At 68.5% G+C, this 24,411-nt stretch carries 21 protein-coding genes; 5 read left to right on the top strand and 16 right to left on the bottom strand.

Annotated elements, in window-relative coordinates; translation table 11 throughout:
* Positions 1 to 6: 6 nt before the first annotated feature.
* The 12 genes from RHA1_RS53635 to RHA1_RS19275 form a co-directional block, all read right to left on the bottom strand.
* On the bottom strand, positions 7 to 915 hold the full coding sequence (locus RHA1_RS53635) for an MBL fold metallo-hydrolase (RefSeq protein WP_081437457.1): 909 nt from the start codon (positions 913 to 915) through the stop codon (positions 7 to 9).
* Entirely contained in the window at positions 916 to 2,046 is a 1,131-nt protein-coding gene (locus tag RHA1_RS19325; protein ID WP_011596506.1) for an FAD-dependent monooxygenase, read from the bottom strand. It lies immediately after the preceding gene.
* The gene (locus RHA1_RS19320; protein ID WP_011596505.1) at positions 2,043 to 3,710 is read right to left on the bottom strand and encodes a thiamine pyrophosphate-binding protein; all 1,668 of its coding nucleotides are present in this window, start codon (positions 3,708 to 3,710) and stop codon (positions 2,043 to 2,045) included. The genes RHA1_RS19325 and RHA1_RS19320 overlap by 4 nt, the downstream gene beginning before the upstream one ends.
* Entirely contained in the window at positions 3,703 to 4,485 is a 783-nt protein-coding gene (locus RHA1_RS19315) for an SDR family oxidoreductase (protein ID WP_009477067.1), read from the bottom strand. The genes RHA1_RS19320 and RHA1_RS19315 overlap by 8 nt, the downstream gene beginning before the upstream one ends.
* A 16-nt stretch (positions 4,486 to 4,501) precedes the next feature.
* The gene (locus RHA1_RS19310; RefSeq protein ID WP_009477066.1) at positions 4,502 to 5,251 is read right to left on the bottom strand and encodes a 3-oxoacyl-ACP reductase family protein; all 750 of its coding nucleotides are present in this window, start codon (positions 5,249 to 5,251) and stop codon (positions 4,502 to 4,504) included.
* A gap of 2 nt (positions 5,252 to 5,253) precedes the next feature.
* Positions 5,254 to 5,760, bottom strand: coding sequence for a cupin domain-containing protein (locus RHA1_RS19305; protein ID WP_009477065.1), 507 nt, complete (start codon positions 5,758 to 5,760; stop codon positions 5,254 to 5,256).
* A 14-nt stretch (positions 5,761 to 5,774) separates the two neighbouring features.
* Entirely contained in the window at positions 5,775 to 6,557 is a 783-nt protein-coding gene (locus RHA1_RS19300; RefSeq protein WP_011596504.1) for an alpha/beta fold hydrolase, read from the bottom strand.
* Positions 6,554 to 7,483 (bottom strand): VOC family protein, encoded by a 930-nt coding sequence (locus RHA1_RS19295; RefSeq protein ID WP_011596503.1) that lies wholly within the window; start codon positions 7,481 to 7,483, stop codon positions 6,554 to 6,556. Before RHA1_RS19295 ends, RHA1_RS19300 begins: the two co-directional genes overlap by 4 nt.
* Positions 7,484 to 7,660: 177 nt before the next feature.
* Positions 7,661 to 9,169, bottom strand: a complete 1,509-nt coding sequence (locus RHA1_RS19290; protein WP_011596502.1) for an aldehyde dehydrogenase — start codon at positions 9,167 to 9,169, stop codon at positions 7,661 to 7,663.
* A complete protein-coding gene (locus tag RHA1_RS19285; RefSeq protein ID WP_050787333.1) occupies positions 9,166 to 10,548 on the bottom strand; it encodes an MFS transporter in 1,383 nt (460 codons plus the stop codon). Before RHA1_RS19285 ends, RHA1_RS19290 begins: the two co-directional genes overlap by 4 nt.
* Positions 10,549 to 10,677: 129 nt before the next feature.
* On the bottom strand, positions 10,678 to 11,388 hold the full coding sequence (locus RHA1_RS19280) for an ABC transporter ATP-binding protein (protein WP_011596500.1): 711 nt from the start codon (positions 11,386 to 11,388) through the stop codon (positions 10,678 to 10,680).
* A complete protein-coding gene (locus tag RHA1_RS19275; protein ID WP_041811716.1) occupies positions 11,385 to 12,425 on the bottom strand; it encodes an ABC transporter permease in 1,041 nt (346 codons plus the stop codon). Before RHA1_RS19275 ends, RHA1_RS19280 begins: the two co-directional genes overlap by 4 nt.
* Positions 12,426 to 12,584: 159 nt before the next feature.
* Here RHA1_RS19275 and RHA1_RS19270 point away from each other — a divergent pair, with 159 nt between their 5' ends.
* From RHA1_RS19270 to RHA1_RS19260, 3 genes are read left to right on the top strand one after another with little or no spacing between them, the layout of a single operon-like run.
* On the top strand, positions 12,585 to 13,775 hold the full coding sequence (locus RHA1_RS19270) for a sensor histidine kinase (RefSeq protein ID WP_041811713.1): 1,191 nt from the start codon (positions 12,585 to 12,587) through the stop codon (positions 13,773 to 13,775).
* A complete protein-coding gene (locus RHA1_RS19265) occupies positions 13,772 to 14,395 on the top strand; it encodes a response regulator (RefSeq protein ID WP_009477056.1) in 624 nt (207 codons plus the stop codon). The genes RHA1_RS19270 and RHA1_RS19265 overlap by 4 nt, the downstream gene beginning before the upstream one ends.
* Before the next feature lie 55 nt (positions 14,396 to 14,450).
* Positions 14,451 to 15,935, top strand: coding sequence for an adenylate/guanylate cyclase domain-containing protein (locus tag RHA1_RS19260; protein ID WP_050787332.1), 1,485 nt, complete (start codon positions 14,451 to 14,453; stop codon positions 15,933 to 15,935).
* 52 nt (positions 15,936 to 15,987) lie between these two features.
* Here RHA1_RS19260 and RHA1_RS19255 read toward each other — a convergent pair whose 3' ends face one another.
* Genes RHA1_RS19255 through RHA1_RS19240 form a run of 4 tightly spaced genes read right to left on the bottom strand, consistent with a single transcriptional unit; the run spans position 15,988 to position 21,271 of the window.
* Positions 15,988 to 17,337, bottom strand: a complete 1,350-nt coding sequence (locus RHA1_RS19255) for an MFS transporter (RefSeq protein WP_009477048.1) — start codon at positions 17,335 to 17,337, stop codon at positions 15,988 to 15,990.
* A gap of 13 nt (positions 17,338 to 17,350) precedes the next feature.
* Positions 17,351 to 18,925: an acyl-CoA synthetase gene (locus tag RHA1_RS19250; protein ID WP_011596496.1), complete on the bottom strand. Its 1,575-nt coding sequence runs from the start codon at positions 18,923 to 18,925 to the stop codon at positions 17,351 to 17,353.
* Positions 18,922 to 20,151, bottom strand: a complete 1,230-nt coding sequence (locus RHA1_RS19245) for an acyl-CoA dehydrogenase family protein (RefSeq protein ID WP_011596495.1) — start codon at positions 20,149 to 20,151, stop codon at positions 18,922 to 18,924. The genes RHA1_RS19250 and RHA1_RS19245 overlap by 4 nt, the downstream gene beginning before the upstream one ends.
* Positions 20,152 to 20,185: 34 nt before the next feature.
* Entirely contained in the window at positions 20,186 to 21,271 is a 1,086-nt protein-coding gene (locus RHA1_RS19240) for a phosphotransferase family protein (protein ID WP_011596494.1), read from the bottom strand.
* A 229-nt stretch (positions 21,272 to 21,500) separates the two neighbouring features.
* Between RHA1_RS19240 and RHA1_RS19235 the strand changes: the two genes are divergently transcribed.
* Positions 21,501 to 22,814, top strand: coding sequence for an MFS transporter (locus tag RHA1_RS19235; RefSeq protein ID WP_011596493.1), 1,314 nt, complete (start codon positions 21,501 to 21,503; stop codon positions 22,812 to 22,814).
* Positions 22,815 to 22,863: 49 nt separating this feature from the next.
* Positions 22,864 to 24,408, top strand: coding sequence for an acyl-CoA synthetase (locus tag RHA1_RS19230; protein WP_011596492.1), 1,545 nt, complete (start codon positions 22,864 to 22,866; stop codon positions 24,406 to 24,408).
* The last annotated feature ends 3 nt before the right edge of the window (positions 24,409 to 24,411 follow it).

The following is a 24,411-nucleotide window of genomic DNA, read 5'->3' as shown; positions in this document are numbered from 1 at the left end:
ATCACGTCACGGTGTCGTGACATCCAGCCTTCTCGGGACAGCGGCGGCGCGCAAGATCCTGCGAGCCAGCAATGGCACTACCGTCGTTGCCCGACGCCGATCCGGACGAGATCGTGCCCGACTGTCACGGTGCCGGCGAACGTGGACTTCACGCCTCGTTCCCACTGGTCGTCGGTGACCTGCCGGGGGTCGCCCGGCCCGATGTGGGAGAGCACCACCTGGCGGACATCCGCGTCCGTGGCGACGCGCCCGACGTCCTGCGCGGTGGTGTGCGCCTGAATCATGTGCTCGACCAGTGCGGGACCCGAAGTCTGCGCGTAGAAGTCGACGTCGATCACCTCGTGGACGAGGATGTCGGATCCTCGGGCGAGTCGAACCACGTTCGGCGACTTCGCGGTGTCGCCTGAGAACGTGACCGCACCGTCCTCCGTGTCGAACCGGTACGCCAGCGAGGGATAGACCGGGCCGTGCGGAACCAGCGTCGCGGAACGTGTAGGACGGTGTCCCGCCGGGCAGCCAGAAGACGTTGACCAGGTCGGCGATGTGATCGCTGTGCAGGTGCGTGACGAAGACGCCACCGAGCGAATCCGCGGCGATACCAGCCTGGATCAGCTTTCGGCTCGACCAGGGACCCGCGTCGATCAGATACGGTCTGTCGCCGACGACGAGCACACTGGACGTGCCGCTCCGCCCCGGCACGGCGATGGGACCGGCTGCCGTGCCGAGCAGAATCAGCGTCGTCGCGTAACCGTCGACGTCACCGGACAACTCGTAGGCATCCGGTGGCGTCGCGCCACTCGGCTGCGCGTCCGAGGTGTGGGACGCGCAGCTCGTCGCGGCGACGGCAGTGGCGGCGGACCCCAGCAGGGCCAGCGCCCGCCGCCTCGACAGAGCGTGTCCGCCGACGGCTTCCATTCATGCGTCCGTTCGGGCGGCGGCCAACTCCAGTGGCACGTGCCAGGCGTCGTATTCGTAGACCCAGTCGCCATTGCCTGCGACCTTCAGCCATTCGTTGGACCGGGAGCCCCGCTGGATGCGTGAGGTCCGCTGCAGTCGCGTGTCCTGGTAGGTCTGCAGCGCGACTGCGGGGTCGCCGAACAGGCTGAGGCAGCGGGACAGCACGACGGCGTCTTCGATGGCCATGCCGGCGCCCTGCGCCATGAACGGCATCATCGGATGGGCTGCGTCGCCGAGGAGCACGGAGCGTCCGTCGGTCGACGATGCCAGCGGGTCGCGCACGTAGAGAGCGGATTTCAGGACGTCGTCGCAGGCGTCGAGGAGGGCTCGCGCATCGGGGTGGAAGTCGCGGTACAGCTCGCGTAGTTCAGTGACGGATCCCGGTGTGGTCCAGGATTCCTCGGTCCACTCCTCCTGCGCGCAGGTGGCGAAGACGAAGATGTCCTTGCCCTGGTTGAGGGGGAACGTCACGATCTGCGTGGACGGATCCGGCCCCCACCACTTGGTGAAGCAGTCGAGGTTCGGCAGGTTGCCGACGCGTTCGGTGGGGACGACTGCGCGGAACGCCACGACCCCCGTGAACGTCGGCTGTTCCCGCCCGAGCAGCGAGGTTCGGACCGCGGAGTGGATCCCGTCGGCACCGACGATCACGTCTGCGGAAACCGTACTGCCGTCGGTGAACTCGATGCGGCCTTCGGCGACGCCGCTGACCCGGCGACCCATTTCGACGACACCCGACGGCAGCCGGTTCTCGAGCGCGGTCATCAGGTCGCCCCGGTGCATGGTCAACTGCGGTGCGCCGTACTGCTGTTCCGCGCTGTCGCCCATCGGCAGCCGGGACGTTTCGGCTCCCGTGTCCCACGTGCGGCTGATCCGGAACTGGGGCCGGGCGGCTGATTCGCGGATCGCCGGCCCGATGCCGAGTCCGTCGAGAGCCCGGACCGCGTTGGGGGTGAGGTTGATGTCGGCGCCGACGCGCGCGAACTGCCGCGTCTGTTCGTAGACCGTGACGTCGAGACCGAACTTGCGGAGGGCGATCGCCGTCGCCAGTCCACCGATGCCGCCGCCGCAGACGGCGACCGTGGTCACTGTGCACCCTTCCCGGGCACCGTGACGGGAGGCGTGAACGGTGCCGGCATGTCGCCGTAGGCGACGAGATCGACCTCGACGATCACCGGCGCCTGCCGCGACACGGCGTCGGCGAGCACGTCGTGGGCCTCGCCTGCGGCACCGATCCGCAGGTAGGGCACACCGATGGACTGCGCCAGCAACGGGAAGTCGGGGGTGACGAGATCGACGGCGTAGGTGTCGTCGCCGCCGCCCTTCTGCATGTTGCGCAGCACGCCGTAGCCGCCGTCATTGAACACGAGCAGCACCAGCCACGGCTTCTCCTGCGCCATGGTCAGGATCTCGCCGAAGTGGACGGCCAGGCCGCCGTCGCCGACGAGCGCCAGGGTTGGCCGGGTCTCGTCGGCCAGTGCGGAACCGATGGCCATGCCCAGGCCCTGCCCGATGCCGCCGCCGCGGGGGAAGACGTTGGACTTGGGGTCGAACATCGGCAGCAGCCGGTTGCCCCAGGAACTCGACGCGATGGTGACGTCGCGGGCGATCACCGAATCCTGCGGGAACGCGGCACGCACGGCGTCGCACAGCACCGCGTGATCGCCGAGTCCGGCGCGTTGCTTGCTGCGGACGAGTTCGCGGGTGGTGCGGGCACGTTCGGTCCAGGCGGCGTCGACGGGCGCGAGGCCCGACAGCTGCCGGAGGAACGTGGCGATGTCGGCGGTGACCCCGGCCTGCGCCGGGTAGACGCGTCCGATCGCGGCCGCGTCGATATCGACCTGCATGTGCACGGCGGGAACGGGCATGGAGTAGTCGCCGGTCTCGTTGGACCGGAAGTGGGTACCCAGCGACAGCAGCAGGTCGGCATCCTGGAGGAGTTCGCGCCCCACGGGGGTGTTGCCGTAGTTGCCGATGCACAGCGGGTGGTCCTCGGGCACGGCGCCGCGCCCGGAGTTGCTGGTGAGCAACGGGACTCCCCACCGCTCCACCAGTTCGGTCAGCTCGGCACCGGCCGTGGCGACACCGCCGCCCGCCCAGATCACCGGGCGTTCCGCCGACTGCAGCAGGGCGAAGGCCACGGCCAACTCGTCGACGTCCGGTGTGCGCGGCGACTCCGACACCGGTTCGAGCACGTCGACGACGTGTTCCGCGTACTGGAGGTCGATGGGCCATTCGATACTCGACGGGCCGCCGGGCGCGGCGAGCGCGGCAGCGACGCCTTCCCGCAACACCTTTCCGGCGCTGTCGGTGTCGAGAATGGTGGCGGCGTGCTTCGACGTCGCCGTCAGCATCCCCAGCTGATCCTTGGTCTCGTGGATGAAGCCGCGACCCGAGCCGAGGTACCGGCTCTCGACGTTGCCCGTCACGTGCAGCACCGACGTTCCGGCACTGAGCGATTCGATCAGTGACCCGGCCGCGTTGCCGGCACCGGTGCCGGTGCTCGTGAGAGCACAGCCGAGTCCGCCGGTGGCCCGGGCGTACCCGTCGGCGGCGCTGACCGCGGTGGCCTCGTGCCGGACCGGAACGAACCGCAGGTGCTTGCTGACCGCCTGCACCAGGGGCTGGTTGTGGACGCTCACGATGCCGAAGACTGTGTCGACACCGGCCTCGCGCAGCACCTGGACGAGCAGGTCACCCCCATTACCCACCTGCTTGTCGTTTCCTGCAGACATGGTGTTCCTCTCAGACATAGCGCGCGACGCCTCCGCAGACGTCGAGGCTGGTGCCCGTCACGTAGGACGAGCGTGGGGACAGCAGGGTCACGATCATGGCGGCCACCTCGTCGGCGCGGCCGAACCGGCCGAGGCCGATACCGCGGTCCTGGGCGATCTCCGCCTCCCATTCGGCGAATGTGGCGTCGGTGCCCGACTCTTCGTAGCGGCGCCGCCACTGGCCGGTGTCGACCAGTCCGAGCGACACCGAGTTGACGCGGATGCCGTCGGCGGCGAGTTCGAGCGACAGCGACTTACTGAGGTTCAGCAGCCCGGCCCGGGCGGCGCTGGTGGTCACCAGCCGCGGCTCGGGCTGACGTGCGAGCACCGCCGAGATGTTGACGATGGACGCGGCGTCGGACTTGCGCAGCACCGGCAGGGCGGCCTCGACGGTGTTGAGGACGCTGGAGAACTTGAGGTCGAGTTCGTCACGCCAGTCGTCGAGGGTCGCCTCGCCGCGCGGGACCATGCGGGACTTGCCTGCGTTGTTGACCAGACCGTCGAGGCCGCCGAATCGGGCGACTCCGGCGTCGACCAGCGCGGCGACCGCGGCCGGGTCCCGGACGTCGCAGGACGCGGTGAGGACGCGGTCGCTGCCGGGCAGCGGCGCGATCACGGAGTCGAGCCGGTCGCGGTCGCGCGCGCAGGTGACGACGTTGGCACCCTCTTCGAGCAGCATCGCGACGGTGGCGAGCCCGACTCCCGAGCTTCCGCCGGTCACCAGGTGGGTGCGGTCTTTCAGTTGCAGGTCCACGACGTGGTCCCCTTCTCTAGTGCAGGACGAATCCGCCGTTGACGACGAGTTGCTGGCCGGTGATGTACGACGCCTCGGGTCCCATCAGGAACGCGACGGCGCCGACGAGATCCGACGGCTGCTGCGGCCGCTCGAGCGCACGACCCAGGCGGTACAGCTCGTGCCGGTGCTCCGGAACCTTCTGCGCCGATTCGCTTTCGGTCAGACCGGGCGAGACGGTGTTGACGGTGATACCGTGCGGGCCGAGGTCGCGGGACATGGCGCGGGTCAGCGCGGCCACCCCACCCTTGGACGCGATGTAGTGCGCGAGACGCGGCGAACCGTACAGGGCGGCGTCCGAGCCGATGGTGACGATTCGTCCGCCTCCGTTCCCAATGATGGAGGGAACGATCGCCCTGCTCACGAGGAACGTGCCGCGCAAGTTGACGCCCAGCACCCGGTCCCACTCGTCGATATCGAGTTCGTGAATCGGTTTGCCGCCCACGCCGTCCGCGAGGGCCGCGTTGTTGACGAGGCCGTACAGCGGGCCACCGGAGGTGACGGTCGCCGCCATCGCGTCGACGGACTCCGCGTCGCGGAGATCGACCCGGACGAACTGTGCCTTGACGCCGTCGGCGCGCAGGCTTGCCGCCGCGTCCTCGCCCCAGTCCTCGCGGATGTCGGCGAGCCACAGGGTGGCGCCGTCCTCGCCGAGCCGGCGGGCCAGGGCGAGACCGAGACCCCGCCCCGCCCCGGTGACGAGAATGCTGCGGCCGTCGAGATTCACGGTCAGTCCCGCGTCACGCCGTGCATGGCCGACGTCTCGGGGTACGTCGGGATCTGCGGCTTCTGCGCGCCGATGATGACGCAGAACAGAGCGTCCTTGTCGCCGTTGTTCTTCAGGCTGCGCGGAACACCGGCCGGGACGACGATCATGTCGCGGTAGCCGAGGGTGCGCTTCTCCACCTGGCCGTCGCGGTGAACACCGACCTCCACCTCGCCCTCGAGGACGAAGAAGGCTTCCTCGGCGTCATGGTGGGTGTGCTCCGGGCCCTCGGCACCGGGGGGAAGCAGCATGTTGGAGAACGTGAATCCGCGCGATCCGATCGTGCGGTTGTCGCTCTCGTGGTTACCCGTCGCGCCGGAGCCGACGTAGCGGATCTGCGCGCGCTTGAACTGGTCGCCGGCCTTGGCCTGGAAACCCAGGGTGTCCCAGTCCTCGTGGCGGGAGCCACGGGTGAGGATCAGCGAGTCGGTGAATTCCTTCAGATCGGCGGTGCCGTATTCGAGTGTCATGTCGTGCTCCTTCTCTAGAGGTGGTTGCGTAGGCGTTCGGTGATGTGGATGAAGGATTCGACCCAGGCGTTGAAGGCCTCCGGCCGCTCCTGGTTCGCGAGGTGTCCGGCACCCCGGATGGTGACGAACACGGCGCCCGGAATTCCGCCTGCGAGAACCTGACTCGCGGGAACCCCGGTCACCCTGTCCTCGTCTCCGCCGAGGACGAGCGTGGGGATGTCGATCTTCGGCAGATCGGCCGTGTGATCGGTGGCCGCCATCGACTCGGCGGCGTACCCGTAGCCGGGCAGCCGGATCGACGACGCCATGATCGCCGTGGCCTTCGCGGTCACGTCGTCGGCGGCGGTCCCGGACAACAGCCGCGGGGCCCGTTCGGCGGCAAAAGCTTCCGCACCTTCCTGCTCGAGCGTCGCGGCCCGGGCGAGCATGCGGGCGGCGGCGGCGTCGTCCGCCCCCGAGCCGACGGTGGAACTGCCGAGCAGCAGACTCCGCACGAGCCCCGGGTGGCGCATCGCCAGCCGGGTGGCGATCACGCCGCCCCACGACATTCCCAGGACGTGCGCTCCCGCGTCACCGCAACGGTCGCGGATCACGTCGGCGGCGGCGTCGGCGTAGTCGTCGAGGTCGAACGGTCGGCCGGGGTCTTCGCTGCGGCCGTAGCCGGGAGCGTCCCAGGCCAGCAATCGCAGCGACGACGACAGTACGTCGAACTGCGGCGCGAAACTGTCGGCGCTGCCGCCGATCCCGTGCAGCAGGAGCAGCGCGGGGCCGGAACCGGATTCGACGACGTGCGTCACGACGCCCGCCCGAGGTCGAAGCGCTCGAACGCACCGGGGTCGGGGATGCCGGCCATGTGGTCGCGGACCTGCTCGGACGGCGGGCCCGCCGTGCCCCAGAGGTCGGAGAGTTCCGGAACCCGGCGCCAGACCTTGCACAGCCACCGGTCCTCGTCGACCTGCGCGATACCGGACGTGTACTCGCACACCAGCCCTGCCGGGTCGGCGAAGTAGGAGAAGGTGTTGTCGCCGGGGCCATGCTTGCCCGGACCCCACAGCGGCACGGTGCCGTGTTGACGCAACCGGCCGATGCCGCGCATGAAGTGGTCCACGGTGGGCATCTCGTAGGCGACGTGATTGACGGACGTCCACTCGGCCTGGTTGAACGCGATGCTGTGATGGTCGGTGTTGCAGCGCAGGAACGCCATCTGGTGCTCGGACCAGTCGGAGACCCGCATGCCCAGGACGTCGCAGTAGAACGTCACCGCGGCGTCGATGTCGACGGTGTTGAGGACGACGTGCGTGACGCCGACCGGCACGGCGTCCTCGCGGCCGAGCTTCGGGACCGCCAGTGCGTCGGCGAGCAGTTCGACGACGCGGCCCTCGGGGTCGACCAGGCTCACGCCGTAGCCGCCGCCGAGATCGTCGACCGGCCCCGGGCCGCTGACGATCGGGACGCCGCGGAGTTCGAGTCGGCGGGCGGCCTCGTCGACCTCGGCCGGCGTGGCGACGGCGAACGTGATGCGGCCGAGGCCGTTCCGCTCGGCCTGGGTGAGTTGCAGCGCGTGGTGGTGCTCACCGGTCCCCCGCAGCCAGGCACCGTCCGTGCCCTGCTCGACCACACGCAGCCCCCAGACCTCCGAGTAGAAGTCGGTGGATTCGACGCTGGCCTGCGTGCGCAGTTCGACGGAGCGCAGGCACCGCAGCCGGGCTATGGGTTGGTTCATCGCATGCCTCCAGTTGCTTAGGTCTCAATATCTTAGCGCTAAAGTAATAGGTCGTACAGAGCTGACGGGAATTTCTTTCCGGACGACCTACTACTCCAGCCTTCCCGTGGGCCGATGTGACAGCGGTTCAGTCAGACGGAACCCGTGTGACATTCGGCGACGCCACGAGCGGGTCGCTCATTCTGCCCAGGGATTGGGTTCCTCGTCGAGGCCCCAGTAGATGCTCTTCTGCCGCGAGTAGGCGGCGATACCGCTGCGCCCCTTCTCCACCCCGAGTCCGCTCTCCTTGACGCCGCCGAACGGCGTCGAGATGCTGAACTGCTTGTAGGTGTTGATCCACACGGTGCCGGCCTGGAGCCGGCGGGCGAGTTTCCAGGCGCGGCGGTAGTCGCCCGTCCAGATTCCCGACGCCAGTCCGAACACCGAATCATTTGCCTGGGCAACCAGATCCGCGTCGCCGTCGAACGGCAGGACCACCAGGACGGGTCCGAAGATCTCCTCCTGGCACGTGCGTGAACTGTTGGCGAGCCCGTCGATGATCGTCGGCAGGTAGTACGCGCCGTCGCGCAGTCGCTCGTCGTCGGGGATCGCCCCGCCGCACAACACTCGTCCGCCCTCTTCGCGGGCGAGGTCGACGTACGCGGCCACGCTGTCGCGGTGCTTGCGGTGGACCATCGGCCCGACCTGAGTGCCGGGGTCGCGGCCGGGCCCGAGTCGCAGTTGCTGCGTCTTGGCCACCAGCTTCTCGAGGAATTCGTCGTAGATGCGGCGGTCGACGAACAGCCGGGATCCGGCGATGCAGCTCTGCCCGGTGGACGAGAAGATCCCGTACATCACGCCGTTGACGGCGGCGTCGAGGTCGGCGTCGTCCAGCACGATCGTCGGCGACTTGCCGCCGAGTTCCAACGATACGGGCATCAGCTTGTCGGCTGCCGCGTGCGCGATGGACCGTCCGGTGTTGGTGCCGCCGGTGAACGTCACCTTCCCGACACCGGGGTGGGTGACGATCGCGTCGCCGACCACCGAGCCCTTGCCCGGCAGCACCGACAGCAGCCCGGCAGGCAGTTGTGTTTGGTCGATGAGCCGCGCCAGTTCCAGCGACACCAGCGGCGTCCATTCGGCGGGCTTGAGGACGACGGCGTTGCCTGCCGCCAGGGCCGGCGCGATCTTCTGCGCGTCGCTGGCCACCGGCGAGTTCCACGGTGCGATGGCACCGACCACGCCGATGGGCTCGAGAACGCTCATCGTGAGGAAGTTGCCTCGCGGGGTGGTGAGGTCGTCGTCCGCGGTTTCGAGGACGGCGGCGAAGTACCGGAACGTGCCCGCCGCGCTGCCGACGAGTGCCGTGGTCTCGGCGACCGTCTTGCCGGTGTTGTAGCTCTGCAGCAGCGCGAGCCGGGACGTGTTCGCCTCGATCGCGTCGGCGATGCGGTGCAGGTACTTCGCCCGCTGGTGCGGGAGCAGCGCGCGCCACGCCGGGTCGTCGGCGGCGGCGCGGCCCTTCCGGACCGCCTCGTCGGCGTCGTCGGCGGTGGCCTGGTGGATCACCTGCAGGGTTTCGCCGGTCGACGGGTCCGTGACCGCGAAGGCGGGGCCGTTCGCCTGCCGCCACTGCCCGGCGACGAGGATCCGGTCGGCGACCGGGACGAACTGCAGGGTGTGTGGTGCGGTGTCGAGAACGGTCACTGGGAGATCTCCTCGAGAGTCTTTTCGCGGGTTTCGACGGCGAAGAAGCCGACCACGAGGGCACCGATCATTGCGACCGCGGCGAACATTCCGAAGACGACGGTGAGTGTGCCGCCCCCGTCGAGGATGGCGCCGACGGCGAGGGGACCGACGATGATGCCGAGGCGTCCGCTCGCTCCGCCGATCGCGCAGCCGATGGCTCGCATCCGGGTCGGGTACAGCTCCGCCGTGTAGACGTAGAGCGCCATGTTGACCGCGAAGACGAACAGCGCGGATCCGGCCGACCAGAACAGGACCTTCGTCGCGGTGTCGGCGCCGGAGGCGGCGAGCAGGAAGAGCAGCGACGAGCACAGGACCATCGACGCGGTGATGCAGATGCGGCGACCGAGGTTGTCGATGAGGAACGCGACGAGGATGCAGCCGATCAGGCCGGCGACGCTGGTGACGATGCTGTAGTGCAGGGCGGTGTCGACGCTGACGTCGAATGCGGATCGGTACAGCGTCGGCAGCCAGGACGCGATGCCGTAGTTGACGAAGTAGGCGCAGCCCCAGATGGCCGCGAGCATGAGAGTGCGACGCAGGTAGATACCCCGGAAGGCCTCCGCGAAGGTTCCGCGGCGGGGATCGACGGTGACGGCGGGCAGCGGCTGCGGAGCCGGAAGCGTCTTGCCGTACTTTCCGGTGATCTCGTTCTCGATGCGGGTCATGGCATCGTGCGCGTCTTCGTAGCGGCCACGGGACGCGAGCCAGCGCGGCGACTCGGGCAGCTTCCACAGCAGCGGCAGGAGCACGACGGGCAGCGCACCGAGCGCGAACAGGATCTTGTAGCCGTAGTTCGGGACCACCCACGCCGACACGATTGCCGACATCACGAGCCCGATCGGGAAGATCACCTCGTAGAGCAGCACGAATCGTCCACGCTTGTGGGCCTTGGTGATCTCGCCGATGTAGCTCGCTGCCACCGGGACCTCGGCGCCGAGGCCGATACCCTGCACGAATCGGAAGACGAGGAAGAGCATCAGGCTGTCGGTGAACGCCATGCCGAGGCTCATCACTGCGTAGAGCGCGAGCGAGAAAATGATGACGTTGAGCCGGCCGACGCGGTCGGCGAACCAGCCGCCGGCGAGGGCGCCGACGAGCATGCCGATGCCGCCGATGGCGATCACCCAGGCGATGTCGCCGGGGGTCAGACCCCACTTGGGGATGAGGACGGGGAGAGAGTACGCGATCATCAACTGGTCGAAGCCGTCGAAGAACGTGACGGCGCCGACGATGACGCGGGCCTTGATATGCCACCTGCTCATCGGCAGGCGTTCGAGTCGGGCGCTGATCATCTCAGCTGTGGCAGCCATGGCGGGCGATACCGTCGTCATGAGCATCCTCAGGGTCGGGTCGAGGCATTTACTTAAGCCCTCAAAGGCTTACCACTAAGATGTAATCTCACGCACATGAGAAACGTCAACCCTTGACTTTGGAAGAAACATGTTGTTCACACCTGTGCGTACTTATTAACCTTCCGCGGTTAACAAGTGCTCACGGGTGAGGGAGCCGTCGACTACGCGGTGGACTGCATCCATTCTGCACAGATGCGTGTGGTCGTGTGTCACCAGCAGCGTTGCGACCTCGCGCTCTCGCACGACACCGAGGATCAGATCCATGATCGCGGCGCCGCGTTCCTGGTCGAGCGCGCTGGTCGGCTCGTCGACGACCAGCAGCGACGGATCGTTCATCAGCGCCCGGGCCAGGTTCACCCGCTGCCGCTGCCCACCGGACAACTGCGCGGGCCTCTTCCCGGCGTGGTCTGCGAGGCCGACGGCGTCGAGCAGATCGCGAGCCTTCGCGCGCCCTGCCCGCCGCGGCACGAACAATCGCTGCCCGAGATGCGCCATCACCTCCAGTTGTTCGAGGGCCGTCAACGACGACACCAAGTTGGACTGCTGGAACACGATGCCGATCCGGTCGCGGCGCAGTGTGGACGCCTCGCGGCGGCTCAGCGCGGTGAGTTCGGTGGCGCCCAGCCGGACGGAGCCCGAGTCGGGCCGGATCAGCGTCGACGCCACCGCGAGGAGCGTCGACTTTCCGGAACCGGACGGACCGGTGATCGCGGCGATCTCACCCCGGCCGACGGTCAGCGATACCGAGTCGAGGGCGGTGACACGTCCCGCGCCGTCGGGGTAGGTGAGGGTGACGTCGTCGAGGGTGAGGGCGGGTGTGGTCATCGTGTGCTCCCGAGGGCGGTGAGGGGGTCGGTGGTGAACAGGAAGCGGAGCGCGAACGCGGCGCCGACGAGGCCAAGCCCGACGAGGGCGGTGGCGGGCAGGGCAGTGGTGGAGATGTCGAGCACGAACGGCACCGCGTCGCCGATCATCGACCCGGCCACCGCCGCGATCCCGACACCGACACTCACGCCGGCGAGCAGGACGACGAGCGCCTGCCCGAGCGCGTCCCGCACGAGCGACCCGGTGGACGCGCCGAGCGCCTTCAACGTCGCGACATCGGGGGTCCGCTGCAGGGTCCAGACCGTGAAGAACGCGCCGATCACCAGCGCGGAGATCGCGAACAGCATCACCGTCATCAACGTCAGCGACCCGTTCTCGGAGGCATAGGAGCCGATGGCGGAGAAGGAGTCGGCCACACTTCGGGAGGTCGTCCCCGCGACGGCGTTCGTGGCGTCGTCCCCGCCCGACACCGCGAGCACCGTCGCCGCACCCCCACGCGGGTTCGCGTGCTGCCAGTCGGCGAGCGTCATCCACACGGCCGGGCTGTGGCCGTACCAGTCGTCGCCGCGGACTGCGGTCACGGTGAAGGTGACGTCGCCGACGGTGAGATTGTCGCCGGCGCGGACGCCGAGGGATCGCGCCGCGCCGGCCCCGAGGATCACGGTTCCCGGCGCGGACGGCGCACGGTCGCCCACACCGCCGTCCGCGCCGACTAGCGCCACCCCCTTCGCCGGACCTCCTACTGCCGACGCCGAGCCCCGTCCGACGCCGATCGGCTGCACCGAGTCGGCGCTCCGCCGCCAGACGGCCACCTGCTCGGACGTCAGCACGGACTCGTCGAACGACGGACCGTCGGCGGAGGCGGCGAAGACCACCGACTCCGCGTCGATGCGTTCCACGACGGACACGTTCTGATGACGCAGTCCGGCCGTGAGACCGCTGAGAAACGTGACGAGCAGCGCAATCAGCACCACGACGACGGATATCAGCGCGAAGCGACCACGCGCGGCACGCAGGTCTCTCGATGCGACGAACACAGATGGTCCTCTCCAGATCACGACCGGCGCCGCAGTCGATACGGGCCGGGGCGGCGCTCACGGCCTCCGAACTCACCGTGCCCCGGGCACGACACGGTTCCATCGCACGTGGGGTGGAATTCTCGGTGGTCGAAGGTCGGGTGCGCGTTCCGACTTTCGATGGATGCCGGGTTCGCTCGCGTCGATAAGCTGGGCGGGGTGCACCGCTCCCCTCTCACACCCGTGTTCGCGGGACTCCAATTGGGACTGCATGCGCTGATCGCGGCGCTCACTGCAGTCGTGATCTTGCGCGCCGTCCTTCCGGACGCACCGCAGGCACCGGCGATCGTGGTGCTGTCGGTGGCGTTCCTCGCGGTGTACGCGGTGGGAGCGACGCGTCGGCTGCGCGGGACGTGGTGGCTCGCAGCGCTGACGGCACTGTGGGTGGCGCTGATGGTCCTCGCCCCCGACGCCGCCTATCTCGCGTTCGGGCTGTTCTTCCTGTACCTGCATCTGCTGCCGCGACGCTGGGGAGTCCTTGCGGTCGCAGCCGCGACCGTCGTGGCGGTCGTGGGTACCGGAATGCACCGCGGCTGGAGCGTCGCGGGTGTCGTCGGTCCGGTGATCGGTGCGTGCGTCGCGGTGGCGATCGGCCTCGGCTACCGGGCGTTGTACAGGGAGGCCGTCGAACGCGATCGCCTCATCGGCGAATTGACCCGAACCCGAGCCGAACTCGCCGAGCAGGAACGTGCCGCCGGCTCCCTGGCCGAACGTGAGCGGCTCGCACGCGAGATCCACGACACCGTCGCGCAGGATCTGTCGAGCATTCAGATGCTGCTCCACGCCGCCGAGCGCGCGGCCCCCGACCACCCCGCCCGGGACCGTATCCGATTGGCGCGGGAGACGGCCGCCGACAGCCTCGCCGAAACCCGGCAGCTCATCGGTGATCTCACACCCGCCGTCCTCGACGGGCAGTCACTCGCGGACGCGCTCGCGCGGATCTGCACGCAGGCGAGGAGCGACACGTTCGACACCATTGCCGTGGTCGAGGGGGAGCCGGTGCGGTTGCCGATGCCCGTCGAGGCGGCGTTGGTGCGGATTGCACAGGGTGCGGTGTCGAACGTGGTCCGGCACGCGCATTCATCCCGGATGGCGGTCACTCTCACCTACTACGAGGACGCGGTCCGGTTGGACGTCGTCGACGACGGCATCGGCTTCGATGCCGAACTCCTCGACCGTGAACCGTCGAAAGCGTTCGGGCTGAATTCGATTCGCCGTCGCGTCGAGCTGCTCGACGGGTCGATGTCGGTCGAGTCGGAACCAGGACTGACCGCGGTCGCGGTGTCCTTCCCGCTCGAGGTCGGCGCATGATCCGACTACTGCTCGCCGACGACCACGCGATCGTTCGCGCGGGCCTGCGCGCCCTCCTCGAGCACGAGGACGACATCGAGGTGGTCGGCGAGGCTGCCACCGCCGACACCGCCGTGGCGTTGTGCGCGACGACTCCGGTCGACCTCGTGCTCATGGACCTCCGGTTCGGCGCCGGCACCTCGGGCGTGGACGCCACCCGGAACCTGCGGTCTCTGCCGAACCCACCGCACGTGCTGGTCGTCACCAACTACGACACGGACGCCGACATCCTCGACGCGGTCGCGGCCGGCGCCGCGGGGTATCTCCTGAAGGACACTCCCCCGCCCGAACTCCTCGCCGCCGTTCGCGCGGCGTCGGCCGGCGACAGCGTCCTCTCCCCCGCCGTGGCGTCGAAACTGATGACGCGTGTACGCCGACCTGCCACCAGCCTCAGCCCACGGGAGATCCAGGTTCTGACGTTGGTGGCTGCCGGGCGATCCAATCGGGAGATCGGTAAGGAACTCTTTCTCTCCGAGACGACCGTGAAGTCCCATCTCGTCCACATCTTCGGCAAACTCGGCGTCAAGTCCCGGACCTCCGCAATCGCCAGGGCCCGCGAGTTGGGCACCATCCCCAGGTGAGTGGCAATGTGTGCGGACGCCCACTTTGCCACTCACATGCGTTTACGCTGGGAAAATGGACCCACCGGCAGTCCGCTACGTGCAGCGGGACGGACATGCGCTGGCATACCAGGTGGTGGGCGCGGGTGAACGCGACGTGGTGTGGCTGTTCGAGATCAACATGCACCTCGACCTCATGTGGACGGACCCGCAGATCCACTACCTGATGGAACGGGGCAGCACGTTTGCCCGCACGGTGTACTTCCAGCAGCGGGGGCTGGGGTTGTCCGACCCGGTCGAACATCTGCCGACACTCGAGCAGCAGGCCGACGACATCGTCGCGATCATGGACGAGGTTGGGATGCGGCAGGCCGTGCTGGTCGGGGTGGCCAGCGGGAGCGGTGCCGTCGCACTCGTCGCCGCCCGCTCACCGGAACGGGTCACCGGCGTCGTCCTGATCCAGCCGTTCGCAGAACGCCTCCTGGGCGGTGACCACGATCCCTCCGGCTGGAGCGACGCCGAACGCGACAACTTCGTCGACGGGTGGCGAGCGGCCGCGCGGAACTGGGGGTCGGGCGGCACGGTACCCCTGTGGGATCCCCGGGAGGACTCGGCGTTCAACCGTCGGCTGATGGCGATGCTCGAACGCAGTTCCGCGACACCTGCGGTCGCACAGGCCCACCTGGAGTGGATCTTCCGGCTCGACTACTCCGACACGTTGCCGTCCATCCAATGCCCGGCGCGGGCGATACTGGTCCCCGGTAGTCCGGTGCCGGTGGCCGCCGCGCAGTACGTCGCGGACCGCATCCCGGGCGGCAGTTTCCACCTGTTGCCGCCGTCGCCTCCCGGCGCGTCGCTCGGGGAGGCGTGGAAGCCGATCATCGACCACGTCGAGCAGTTGGCCACCGGTGGGCACCCGGCATCCGACGCCGGCCGATACCTGGCCTCCGTACTGTTCACGGACGTCGTCGGGTCCACCGAGGTGCTCGCGCGGATCGGCGACGCCGCCTACCGCGACCTCCGGGCCGCGCACGAGTGGCAGGTCCGCGACGAGGTCGAGAAGGCAGGTGGTCGCCTCCTCAACGTCGCCGGCGACGGCACCTTCAGCATCTTCGACGGTCCCGCGTCCGCGGTCCGGTGCGCGCGGGCGGTCGTCGACGGCGCCGCCGAACTCGGACTCGAGGTGCGGGCCGGCATCCACACGGGGCAGGTCGAGCGCAACGGTCCCGACGTCAGCGGGATGACCGTCCACATCGGCGCGCGCATCGGAGCGACGGCCCGCGCCGGGGAAGTGCTGGTGTCACGTACCGTGCGCGATCTCGTGGTGGGGTCGGGACTGCGGTTCGCCGACGCCGGGGAACACGACCTCAAGGGCGTGCCCGACCGCTGGCCCCTCTACTCCCTCACCGACGCGGACCACGCGCCCCGGACCGTTCCGCGACTCGCGCCGAAGCTGGGGATGATCGACCAGGCCATCCTGCGCACCGCGAAGCGGGCGCCGCAGGCACTGCGCGCGCTCGTCGGCGCCGCCAACGCGAGGCAGCGCCGGCTGTCCCGCTGATCCCCAGGTGAGGGCAAAGCGTGCGCCAGCACACTTTGCCACTCACGTCGCCTCACACCGCCACGGTGGACTGGCGGGCCGCCTGCTGGATGCCGGGCTTCGAGTACTTGCGGACGATCGTGACGAGGCAGAGCAACCCGACCGCCCCGGCGCCGGCGAGGAACGCGCCGACGCGCCAGGCGTTGGACGCGTCGCCGTTGATGAGCAGCACCATGACCATCGGTGAGAAGCCGCCGATGATGGCGGAGATCTGGTAACCGAGGGAGGCACCGGAGAATCGGATCTCGGGCGGGAACAGTTCCGCGAACAGCGTTCCCTGCGTTCCGGTCTGGAACGACATGACGATCACGGCGCCGAAGACGGCGAGCGCGAACGGCCACAGCGTGCCCTGGCTCGAGTGTCCGATCATGAGCCACATGGGGATTCCCCACAGCAGCATCCCGGCGGTGCCGATTCCGAAGATCAGCTTCCGGCCGTAGATGTCGGAGAGGTATCCGGCCAGCGGGACCAGCGGAATCATCAGAACGCAGGCGGCGAGGATGAAGCCGAGCACAGTTGAGCGTTCGATCCCGAGGTACGTGGTGGCGAACTGCACGGACCCTGTGATCATCGTGTAGAAGAAGATGACGCCGATGGCGTTCGCGCCGGCCGCGGTGAGCACGGTGCCGGGATTGTTGCGCAGCACCTGCAGGATCGGCGACTTCCGCGCGACCGGAGCTTCGGCGAGCTTCTTCGACAGTTCCTGGAACTCGGGTGTCTCCTCCAGGTAGCGGTGGATGACGAAGGCGACCGGAAGCATCACGAGGCTGATCCAGAACGGGATGCGCCACGCCCACGCGAGGAACGACTCGGAGTCGAATACCGCTGTGATGACCAGGAAGACGACGTTTCCGAGCACGACGCCGATGGGCACGCCGAGCTGCGCGAAGCTGCCGTAGAACCCGCGACGTCCGGCGGGGGCGTTCTCGGTGGCGAGGAGGACGGCACCGCCCCATTGCGCTCCGACGGCGAGGCCCTGGCAGATCCGCAGGGTCACGAGGATCGTCGGTGCGAGCCACACGAGCTGGGTGTTGGGCACGAGGCCGATCAGCGAGGTCGCGACGGCCATCATGACGATGGCCGCGACGAGTACCGGTTTGCGCCCCACCTTGTCGCCGAAGTGCCCGGCGAGGACGCCGCCGATCGGCCGGGCGATGAAGCCGACCGCCACCGTGGCGAACGAGTTGAGGGCGGCGACGACCTGGCTGTCGGTCGCGAAGAACGTGGCGTTGAAGACGAGCGCGGCGGCGGTCGCGTAGATGAAGAAGTCGTACCACTCGAGTGAGGTCGAGATGGCGGCCGCGAACGAGGCGCGCGCGGCCCGGGGCTTGCCCGCGCGTTGTGTGTTCGAATCGGTGGGCATGGTGGTCTCCTGCTCAGTCTTGGGCAATGGAACCGAATGTGTCTCGGAGAACGCGTTTGAGGATCTTGCCGCTCGGGTTCTTCGGGAGGGAGTCGGCGACGATCACGTACTTGGGCACCTTGTATCCGGCGAGTCGTCCGCGGCAATGCTCCACGACGTCTTTCTCGTCGAGTTCGACGCCGGCGGCGGGGACCACGACCGCGGCGACCGCTTCGATCCACCGTGGGTGCGGCACCGCGAACACGGCGGCCTCACCGACGCCGTCGAGTTCGTAGAGTGTTTCCTCGACCTCCCGGGTCGCGACGTTCTCCCCGCCGGTCTTGATCATGTCCTTCTTGCGGTCGACCACCCACAGGTAGCCGTCCTCGTCGAGGTAGCCGAGGTCGCCGGAGTGGAACCACCCGCCCGCGAATGCTTCCGCGGTCTTCTCGGGTTGTCCCAGATAGCCGACGGTGGCGTGCGGGCTGCGGTGCACGATCTCGCCGACCTCGCCCGCCGGAAGCGGCAGGTCCCGGTCGTCGACGATGCGTGTCTCCACGTTGAGAGCGGGTTTGCCTGCCGAACCACCGCGCGTCTCTTGATCTTCCGGCCCGAGAGCCGTCGCGAGTGACGCCATTTCCGTCTGCCCGTAGAAGTTCCACAACCGGATACCCGGCAACCGGCGGTTCATTTCGCGCAGGATCTCCACCGGCAGCGGCGACGCGCCGTAGTAGCCCTTGCGCAGCGAACGCAGGTCGGTGGTCGCGAACTCGGGTGACTGCAGCAGCGAGATCCACACCGTCGGCGGGCAGAACAGGTTGGTCACCTGCTCGGCCTCGATGGTGCGGAGCAACACCTGCGGGTCGGGCCCGTCGACGATGATGCTCGTCGCGCCGAGATAGATGTCGGTGCTGAGGAAGTTGTCGAGCTGAGCGCAGTGGTACAGCGGCAGCGCGTGCACCTCCACGTCGTCGCTGCTCATGCCGCCGGTGACGATGCAGCTGATGTACTGCCACATCAGCGACCGGCTGGTGAGCATCGCGCCCTTGGGCCGTGATTCGGTGCCCGACGTGTACATGATGCGGACCACGTCGTCGTCTGCCACGAACACCTCGGGCGGCGAACCGAATTCACCCTCCGCCCAGTCCCTCAACGAACGCCAGCCACCCGGTGTGGCCGTATCGCCGAGCGGGATGGTCGCCCGCACCCGGACGCTTCCCTTCGATTCCGCGAGCGCCTTCTCGGCAACGGGCACCAGGGCGTCCTCGACGACGAACGCGTCGGCTGCGCAGTCGTCGAGGATGTATGCGATCTCCCCGCCGGTCAGCATGAAGTTGACCGGCACGAGAACCACACCGAGCCGGGCGGTTGCGAAGTTCAGCACCGCGTACTGCCAGCAGTTGTGCGACAACAACGCGAGCCGGTCGCCGCGCGTCAACCCCTCGGAGTGCAGGGCCGCCGCGACCCTGTCGATCAGCGTGTCGAATTCGGCGAACGTGAGCCGGACGTCGCGGTGCACCACGGCGAGCTTGTCCGGGAAACGCGCCGCGGACCGCCGCGGAATGTCGCCGATGCTCTGCTGCCGGGCGCGCGTGGTGTCCTCGTTCACCCGCGGACTTCCTTCAGGACCGGGGTGGTGGCGAACTCGGCCCGGGCGAGGGAGCGGCGGTGCACCTGGTCGGGGCCGTCGGCGATCTGCAGGAACCGGGCCTGCGCGTACAGCACCGGCAGGATCGTGTCCTGCGACAGGCCGGCGCCGCCGAAGATCTGCATCGCGTCGTCGACGACCCGCTTGACCGTGAGCGGGACCATCACCTTTGCGGCGGCGATGTCGTGACGGGCCGCCTTCGTGCCCTCGACGTCCATCCGCCAGGCGGCCCGCAGCACCAGCAGCCGGGCGGCGTCGAGGTGGATCCGCGCGTCCGCGACGGTCGCCTGCACCACACCCTCGTCGGCGAGGGGCCTGCCGAACGCCACCCGGGTGCGGGCGCGTTCGGTCATCAGCGCAATCGCCCGCTCGGCCATGCCGATCAACCGCATGCAGTGATGGATGCGCCCCGGACCGAGGCGCGCCTGCGCGACGGCGAAGCCCTTGCCGCGCGGTCCGAGCAGGTTCGCCTTGGGGACGCGGACCTCGTCGAAGACGATCTCGCCGTGCCCGCCTTCGTGGCGGTCGGTGAAGCCGAGCACCGTCGTGGACCGGACGATGGTCAGACCGGGGGTGTCCATGGGAACGAGGACGATGCTGTGCCGGCTGCCGACAGGGGCACCTGGGTCGGTGACGCCCATGACCATCGCCACCCGGCAGTCGTCGCGCAGGGCCGCGGTGGACCACCACTTGCGGCCGGTCAGCACCCAGTCGTCGCCGTCCTCGGCGATCTCGAGGCGGACGTTGTTGGCGTCCGAGCTCGCGACGTCGGGTTCGGTCATCGAGAAGCACGACCGGAACTCGCCCGCGAGCAGGGGTTCGAGCCATTCCCGCTTCTGTTCGTCGGTGCCGTACAGGTGCAGCAGTTCCATGTTGCCGGTGTCCGGCGGGTTGCAGTTGAACGCCTCGGGTGCGATCAACGGGCTCCAGCCGGTGAGTTCCGCTAGCGGCGCGTATTCGAGGTTCGTCAGACCGGCACCCTCGCGCGCAGGCAGGAAGAGATTCCACAGGCCTTCGCGCTTCGCGGCCGCCTTCAGGTCGGCCACGATCGGCGGCGCACCCCAGTGGTCCGGCTTCGATGCCAGTTGCTCTTCGGCGATCGTCTCGGCAGGCAGTACCCGCTCCTGCATGAACTTCGTCAGCTTCGCTTGCAGTTCCAGCACTTTCGGGCTGTAGTCGAAATCCACTTCCGTGGCTCCAATCTCTTCGGTGGTGCCGCGGTCAGCGGCGGAGTTCGGACACGGGCGACACGGCGGCGAGGTCGAGTGCACGCTGCAACAGCGGGCCGACCATGTCGCCGACGTCGTCGAAACCCCCACCGACGGTGTCGCCCTGCGCGTGCCGGGCGTTGATGCCCTCGAGGATGACGGCGATCTTGAAGTCGGCGAACACCGTGTACCAATCGATGTCGGGGATCTCGATGCCGCGCCGCGTGGCGTAACGGTCGAGAAGTTCGGTACGGGTGGGGAATCCGTCGAGTCGGGCGAGCCCATTGGTCACCGGGTTGTCGACGGCGCCGGGCTGGTCCCAGAAGCTCAGCATGATCCCGACGTCGGCGAGCGTGTCGCCGAGCGTGGCCATTTCCCAGTCCAGAACGGCGACGATCTTCCCGGCGTCGTCGCGGGACGCGAGCACGTTGTCGAGTTTGACGTCGCCGTGGACGATGCCCGGGAAGTGCGAGGTGGGCAGCGCCCGGCGCAGCTTGTCGAGCAGCACGGACACCTCGGGCCGATCGGTGGTGCGCGAGGCCTCCCACTGCCGGGACCAACGGTCGAGCTGACGGTCGAGGTATCCGCCGGGGCGGCCGAACGAGCCGAGCCCGACCGCGTCGGGGTCGACGCCGTGCAGCGCGGCGAGGGTGTCGGCGAGATCGAGCCCGAGCCGGCGGCGGTCGTCCGGGGTGAGCGCCGACGCCTGCTCGACCGTTCCGACGGGCGTTCCGTCCACCAGTTCCATGAGGTAGAACGCGGCTCCGAGCACGTTCTTGTCCTCGCACAGCAGCACCGCGTCGGGCACCGGGACGGCTGTTCCGGCCAGTCCCCTGATCACGGTGAACTCACGCTTCATGTCGTGCGCGCTGGGCAGGACGTGCCCGTACGGGGGCCGCCGCAGAACCCATGTCCGGTCGGCGTCGGCGACGCGGTAGGTGGGGTTCGATCGGCCACCGCTGATGAGCGAGACGGCGAGGTCTCCGCGCACACCGCCGTCGAGTGCGCTGTCGAGGTAGTGGGCGAGAGCGGTGAGGTCGACGCCTGCCGAATCCTCCCGGTCCTCGTGGGTGTCCGCTTCGGCGTGGGACGTCGTCATCCGCTGCGTCCTTTCGAGTACTTCAATCTTCAGCCAAACGCTCGTTCGGCGGGTTCTCATCATCAACCGAGTGAACGTCGGAAGTCAATATCTCCGTATGCTGCGACTAAATACCCGGAACTGCCGAGAACGGCCCGCCACCCGAACACCTTGCCAATCGATCGTTCGCTTGGCATGATCCACGAGAAGTGATGCACGTCTCATCCGCCTCCGAAAGGTCAGGACACCAATGACGGACCAGTTGACCGGGTCTGCTGCCGCCACCGAATGGCGGACCGAAGACCGCATCCGAGCGCGCCGCGCCGCGATCGCGGGCGGCGTGGGCACCCTGATCGAGTACTACGACTTCAGCCTGTACGGCTACCTCGCGATCGTGATGGCCCCGCTCTTCTTCCCCAGCAGCGACCCGGCCACCGCGCTGCTGTCCGCACTCGCCGTGTTCGGCACCGCGTACCTCATGCGTCCGCTCGGGGGCATCGTTTTCGGGCACATCGGCGACCGGCTCGGGCGGAAGAAGGCCCTCCTCGCGACGCTCGTCTGCATGGGCCTCGGCAGCATGGCGATGGGATTCCTGCCCACCCACGCGCAAGCGGGGATCTGGGCCACCGTGCTGCTCGTCGTCGTGCGGATGGTCCAGGGATTTTCGGCAGGCGGCGAGGTCGGCGGCTCGGCCACGTTCATCTCCGAATCCGCGCCGCGGCATCTCAAGGCCACCTACGGGGCGTTCACCCCGCTCGGATCCACGATGGGATTCGCGATGGCCGCAGCGGTCGCGGGCACGGTGTCGGCGTTGACCACCGACGCGCAACTCGAGAGCTGGGGATGGCGGGTCCCGTTCCTGCTCGCGTTGCCGCTGACGCTGCTCTGCCTGTGGGCCCGCACCCGGGTCGAGGAAACCCACGGTGAGGACACCGATTCCGGGCCGGTCCAGGCGCCCGTCGTCGCCGTCTTCCGGCGTCAGCCGCTCGCCCTCCTGCAGTCGGTCGGAATCAGTGTGGCGTGCAACGGAACCGCGTACATCGGCCTCACCTACATGAGCATCCATCTCATGAAGAGCCTCGGCTACGAACGCACCCCGGTGTACTGGATCGCGACCGCCGTCATCGGCGTCGTCGCACTCGCGATGCCGCTCGGCGGCGTCCTCGCCGACCGCATCGGACGGTTGCGGTTCACCGTGATCAGCCTCGCCGGATTCGCGATCGTCACCTACCCCGCCATGGCCGTCATGCACCACAGCCTGTGGATCGCCGCGATCGCCTATCTGCTGATCATGGTCAACACCATCGGAGCCCAGGTCGGCTCGTACACGCTCATGCCGCTACTGTTCGACAAGGACGTCCGCTTCACCGGTGTCGCGATGGGCTGGAACCTCGGTGTCGTCATCGCCGGCGGCACCGCCCCGTTCGTCGCCGTCTGGCTCGTGGCGAAGACCGGAAACATCCTCTCTCCCGCCGTCTTCGTGATCGTGGCGGCGGTGATCGGACTGATCTCGGTGGCCGGTGTGGCCCGCCGGTCCAAGGTCGCGCAGGAGCAACTCGGCTGACGGCCGGACAGTGTCCCCCCCTCGAGATCCCTCACGAATCGGAGTAACCATGTATCCCGGCGCTCATGCTGCCACCACACCCGACAAGCCGGCCGTGATCATGGCCGGCACCGGGCAGACGGTCACCTTCGCCGAACTCGAGTCCCGCTCGGTCCGCATCGCCCGCCACCTGCACGCCCTCGGCCTGCGCCGCGGGGATCACGTCGCGGTGCTGGCCACGAACACTCCCGCGATCTTCGACATCTATTGGGCGGCAATGCGTTCCGGTCTCTATCTCACGATGGCGAACTGGCACCTCACACCGCCCGAGATCGCCTACATCGTCGAGGATTGCGGTGCCAAGGCGTTGATCGTCGACGCCGCACTCGACGCGGTTGCGCATGACCTCACCGCCCTCACCCCGGCCACCGAGCACCGGCTCGCGTTCGGGGGAACCATTCCCGGCTACAACTCGCTCGACCGGGCCGCCGCCGCGGAATCGGACGTCCCGCTCCCCGACCAGCCCCGCGGGGCGGACATGCTGTATTCGTCCGGCACCACCGGCCGCCCGAAGGGCATCAAACCGGAACTGCCCGTACGTCAGATCCACGAACCCGGCGACACCATGACCGGGATGAACGCGACGGTGTGGGGAGTCACGCCGGACACCGTCTACCTCTCACCCGCCCCGCTGTATCACGCGGCACCTCTCCGCACCTGCGCGTCGGTGCAGGCCCTCGGCGGCACCGTCGTCGTGATGGACCGCTTCGACGCCGAGAAGGCGCTCGCGTACATCGAGCAGTACCGCGTCACCTACAGCCAGTGGGTGCCCACGATGTTCGTCCGCATGCTGAAGTTGCCCGCCGAGACCCGGGAGAAGTACGACGTCTCCAGCCTGCGCGTCGCCGTCCACGCCGCGGCCCCGTGCCCGGTGGAGGTGAAGCGGCAGATGATCGAGTGGTGGGGTCCGATCCTGTCGGAGTACTACTCGTCCACCGAACTCAACGGCATGACCCTCGTGAATTCGGACGAATGGCTCCGCAAGCCCGGAACCGTCGGCCGCGCCGCGCTCGGCGTCGCCCACATCTGCGGCGACGACGGTGCCGACCTCGCACCGGGCGAGATCGGCACCCTCTACTTCGAGCGGGACACCCTGCCGTTCGAATATCACAACGCCCCCGCGAAGACCCGCGACGCCCAGCACCCACAGCACCCGACGTGGACCACCACCGGCGACGTCGGCTACCTCGACGAGGACGGGTATCTGTTCCTCACCGACCGGAAGTCGTTCATGATCATCTCCGGCGGCGTCAACATCTATCCGCAGGAGATCGAGAACACCCTCACCGAACACCCCGCCGTCCTCGACGTCGCGGTGATCGGGATCCCCGACGAGGAGATGGGGGAATCGGTGCTGGCCGTGGTCCAGACCGTTCCGGGTGTGATCGGGGACGACGCGCTGGCCGGTGAACTCCTCGACCACGTGCGGGGACGGCTCGCCCGGTTCAAGGTACCGCGGAACGTCGTGTTCAGCGACGACCTCCCCCGAACCCCCACCGGGAAACTCGTCAAGGGCACGCTACGGGATCGGTACGCCGCCGGGGTTCACGCCTGAACC

The organism is Rhodococcus jostii RHA1 (assembly GCF_000014565.1).
GTDB lineage: Bacteria > Actinomycetota > Actinomycetes > Mycobacteriales > Mycobacteriaceae > Rhodococcus_F > Rhodococcus_F jostii_A.
Note: the sequence above shows the minus strand (reverse complement) of the source record. Positions and strands in the feature narration are given on the sequence as shown.

What these genes read in the sequence shown, in the direction of transcription:
- RHA1_RS19235 (WP_011596493.1), top strand. Translation starts at nt 21,501, where the DNA reads ATGACGGACCAGTTGACCGGGTCTGCTGCCGCCACCGAATGGCGGACC.
- RHA1_RS19285 (WP_050787333.1), bottom strand. Translation starts at nt 10,548, where the DNA reads ATGCTCATGACGACGGTATCGCCCGCCATGGCTGCCACAGCTGAGATG.
- RHA1_RS19320 (WP_011596505.1), bottom strand. Translation starts at nt 3,710, where the DNA reads ATGTCTGAGAGGAACACCATGTCTGCAGGAAACGACAAGCAGGTGGGT.
- RHA1_RS19265 (WP_009477056.1), top strand. Translation starts at nt 13,772, where the DNA reads ATGATCCGACTACTGCTCGCCGACGACCACGCGATCGTTCGCGCGGGC.
- RHA1_RS19295 (WP_011596503.1), bottom strand. Translation starts at nt 7,483, where the DNA reads ATGAACCAACCCATAGCCCGGCTGCGGTGCCTGCGCTCCGTCGAACTG.
- RHA1_RS19305 (WP_009477065.1), bottom strand. Translation starts at nt 5,760, where the DNA reads ATGACACTCGAATACGGCACCGCCGATCTGAAGGAATTCACCGACTCG.
- RHA1_RS19260 (WP_050787332.1), top strand. Translation starts at nt 14,451, where the DNA reads ATGGACCCACCGGCAGTCCGCTACGTGCAGCGGGACGGACATGCGCTG.
- RHA1_RS19240 (WP_011596494.1), bottom strand. Translation starts at nt 21,271, where the DNA reads ATGACGACGTCCCACGCCGAAGCGGACACCCACGAGGACCGGGAGGAT.
- RHA1_RS53635 (WP_081437457.1), bottom strand. Translation starts at nt 915, where the DNA reads ATGGAAGCCGTCGGCGGACACGCTCTGTCGAGGCGGCGGGCGCTGGCC.
- RHA1_RS19270 (WP_041811713.1), top strand. Translation starts at nt 12,585, where the DNA reads ATGGATGCCGGGTTCGCTCGCGTCGATAAGCTGGGCGGGGTGCACCGC.
- RHA1_RS19230 (WP_011596492.1), top strand. Translation starts at nt 22,864, where the DNA reads ATGTATCCCGGCGCTCATGCTGCCACCACACCCGACAAGCCGGCCGTG.
- RHA1_RS19255 (WP_009477048.1), bottom strand. Translation starts at nt 17,337, where the DNA reads ATGCCCACCGATTCGAACACACAACGCGCGGGCAAGCCCCGGGCCGCG.
- RHA1_RS19280 (WP_011596500.1), bottom strand. Translation starts at nt 11,388, where the DNA reads ATGACCACACCCGCCCTCACCCTCGACGACGTCACCCTCACCTACCCC.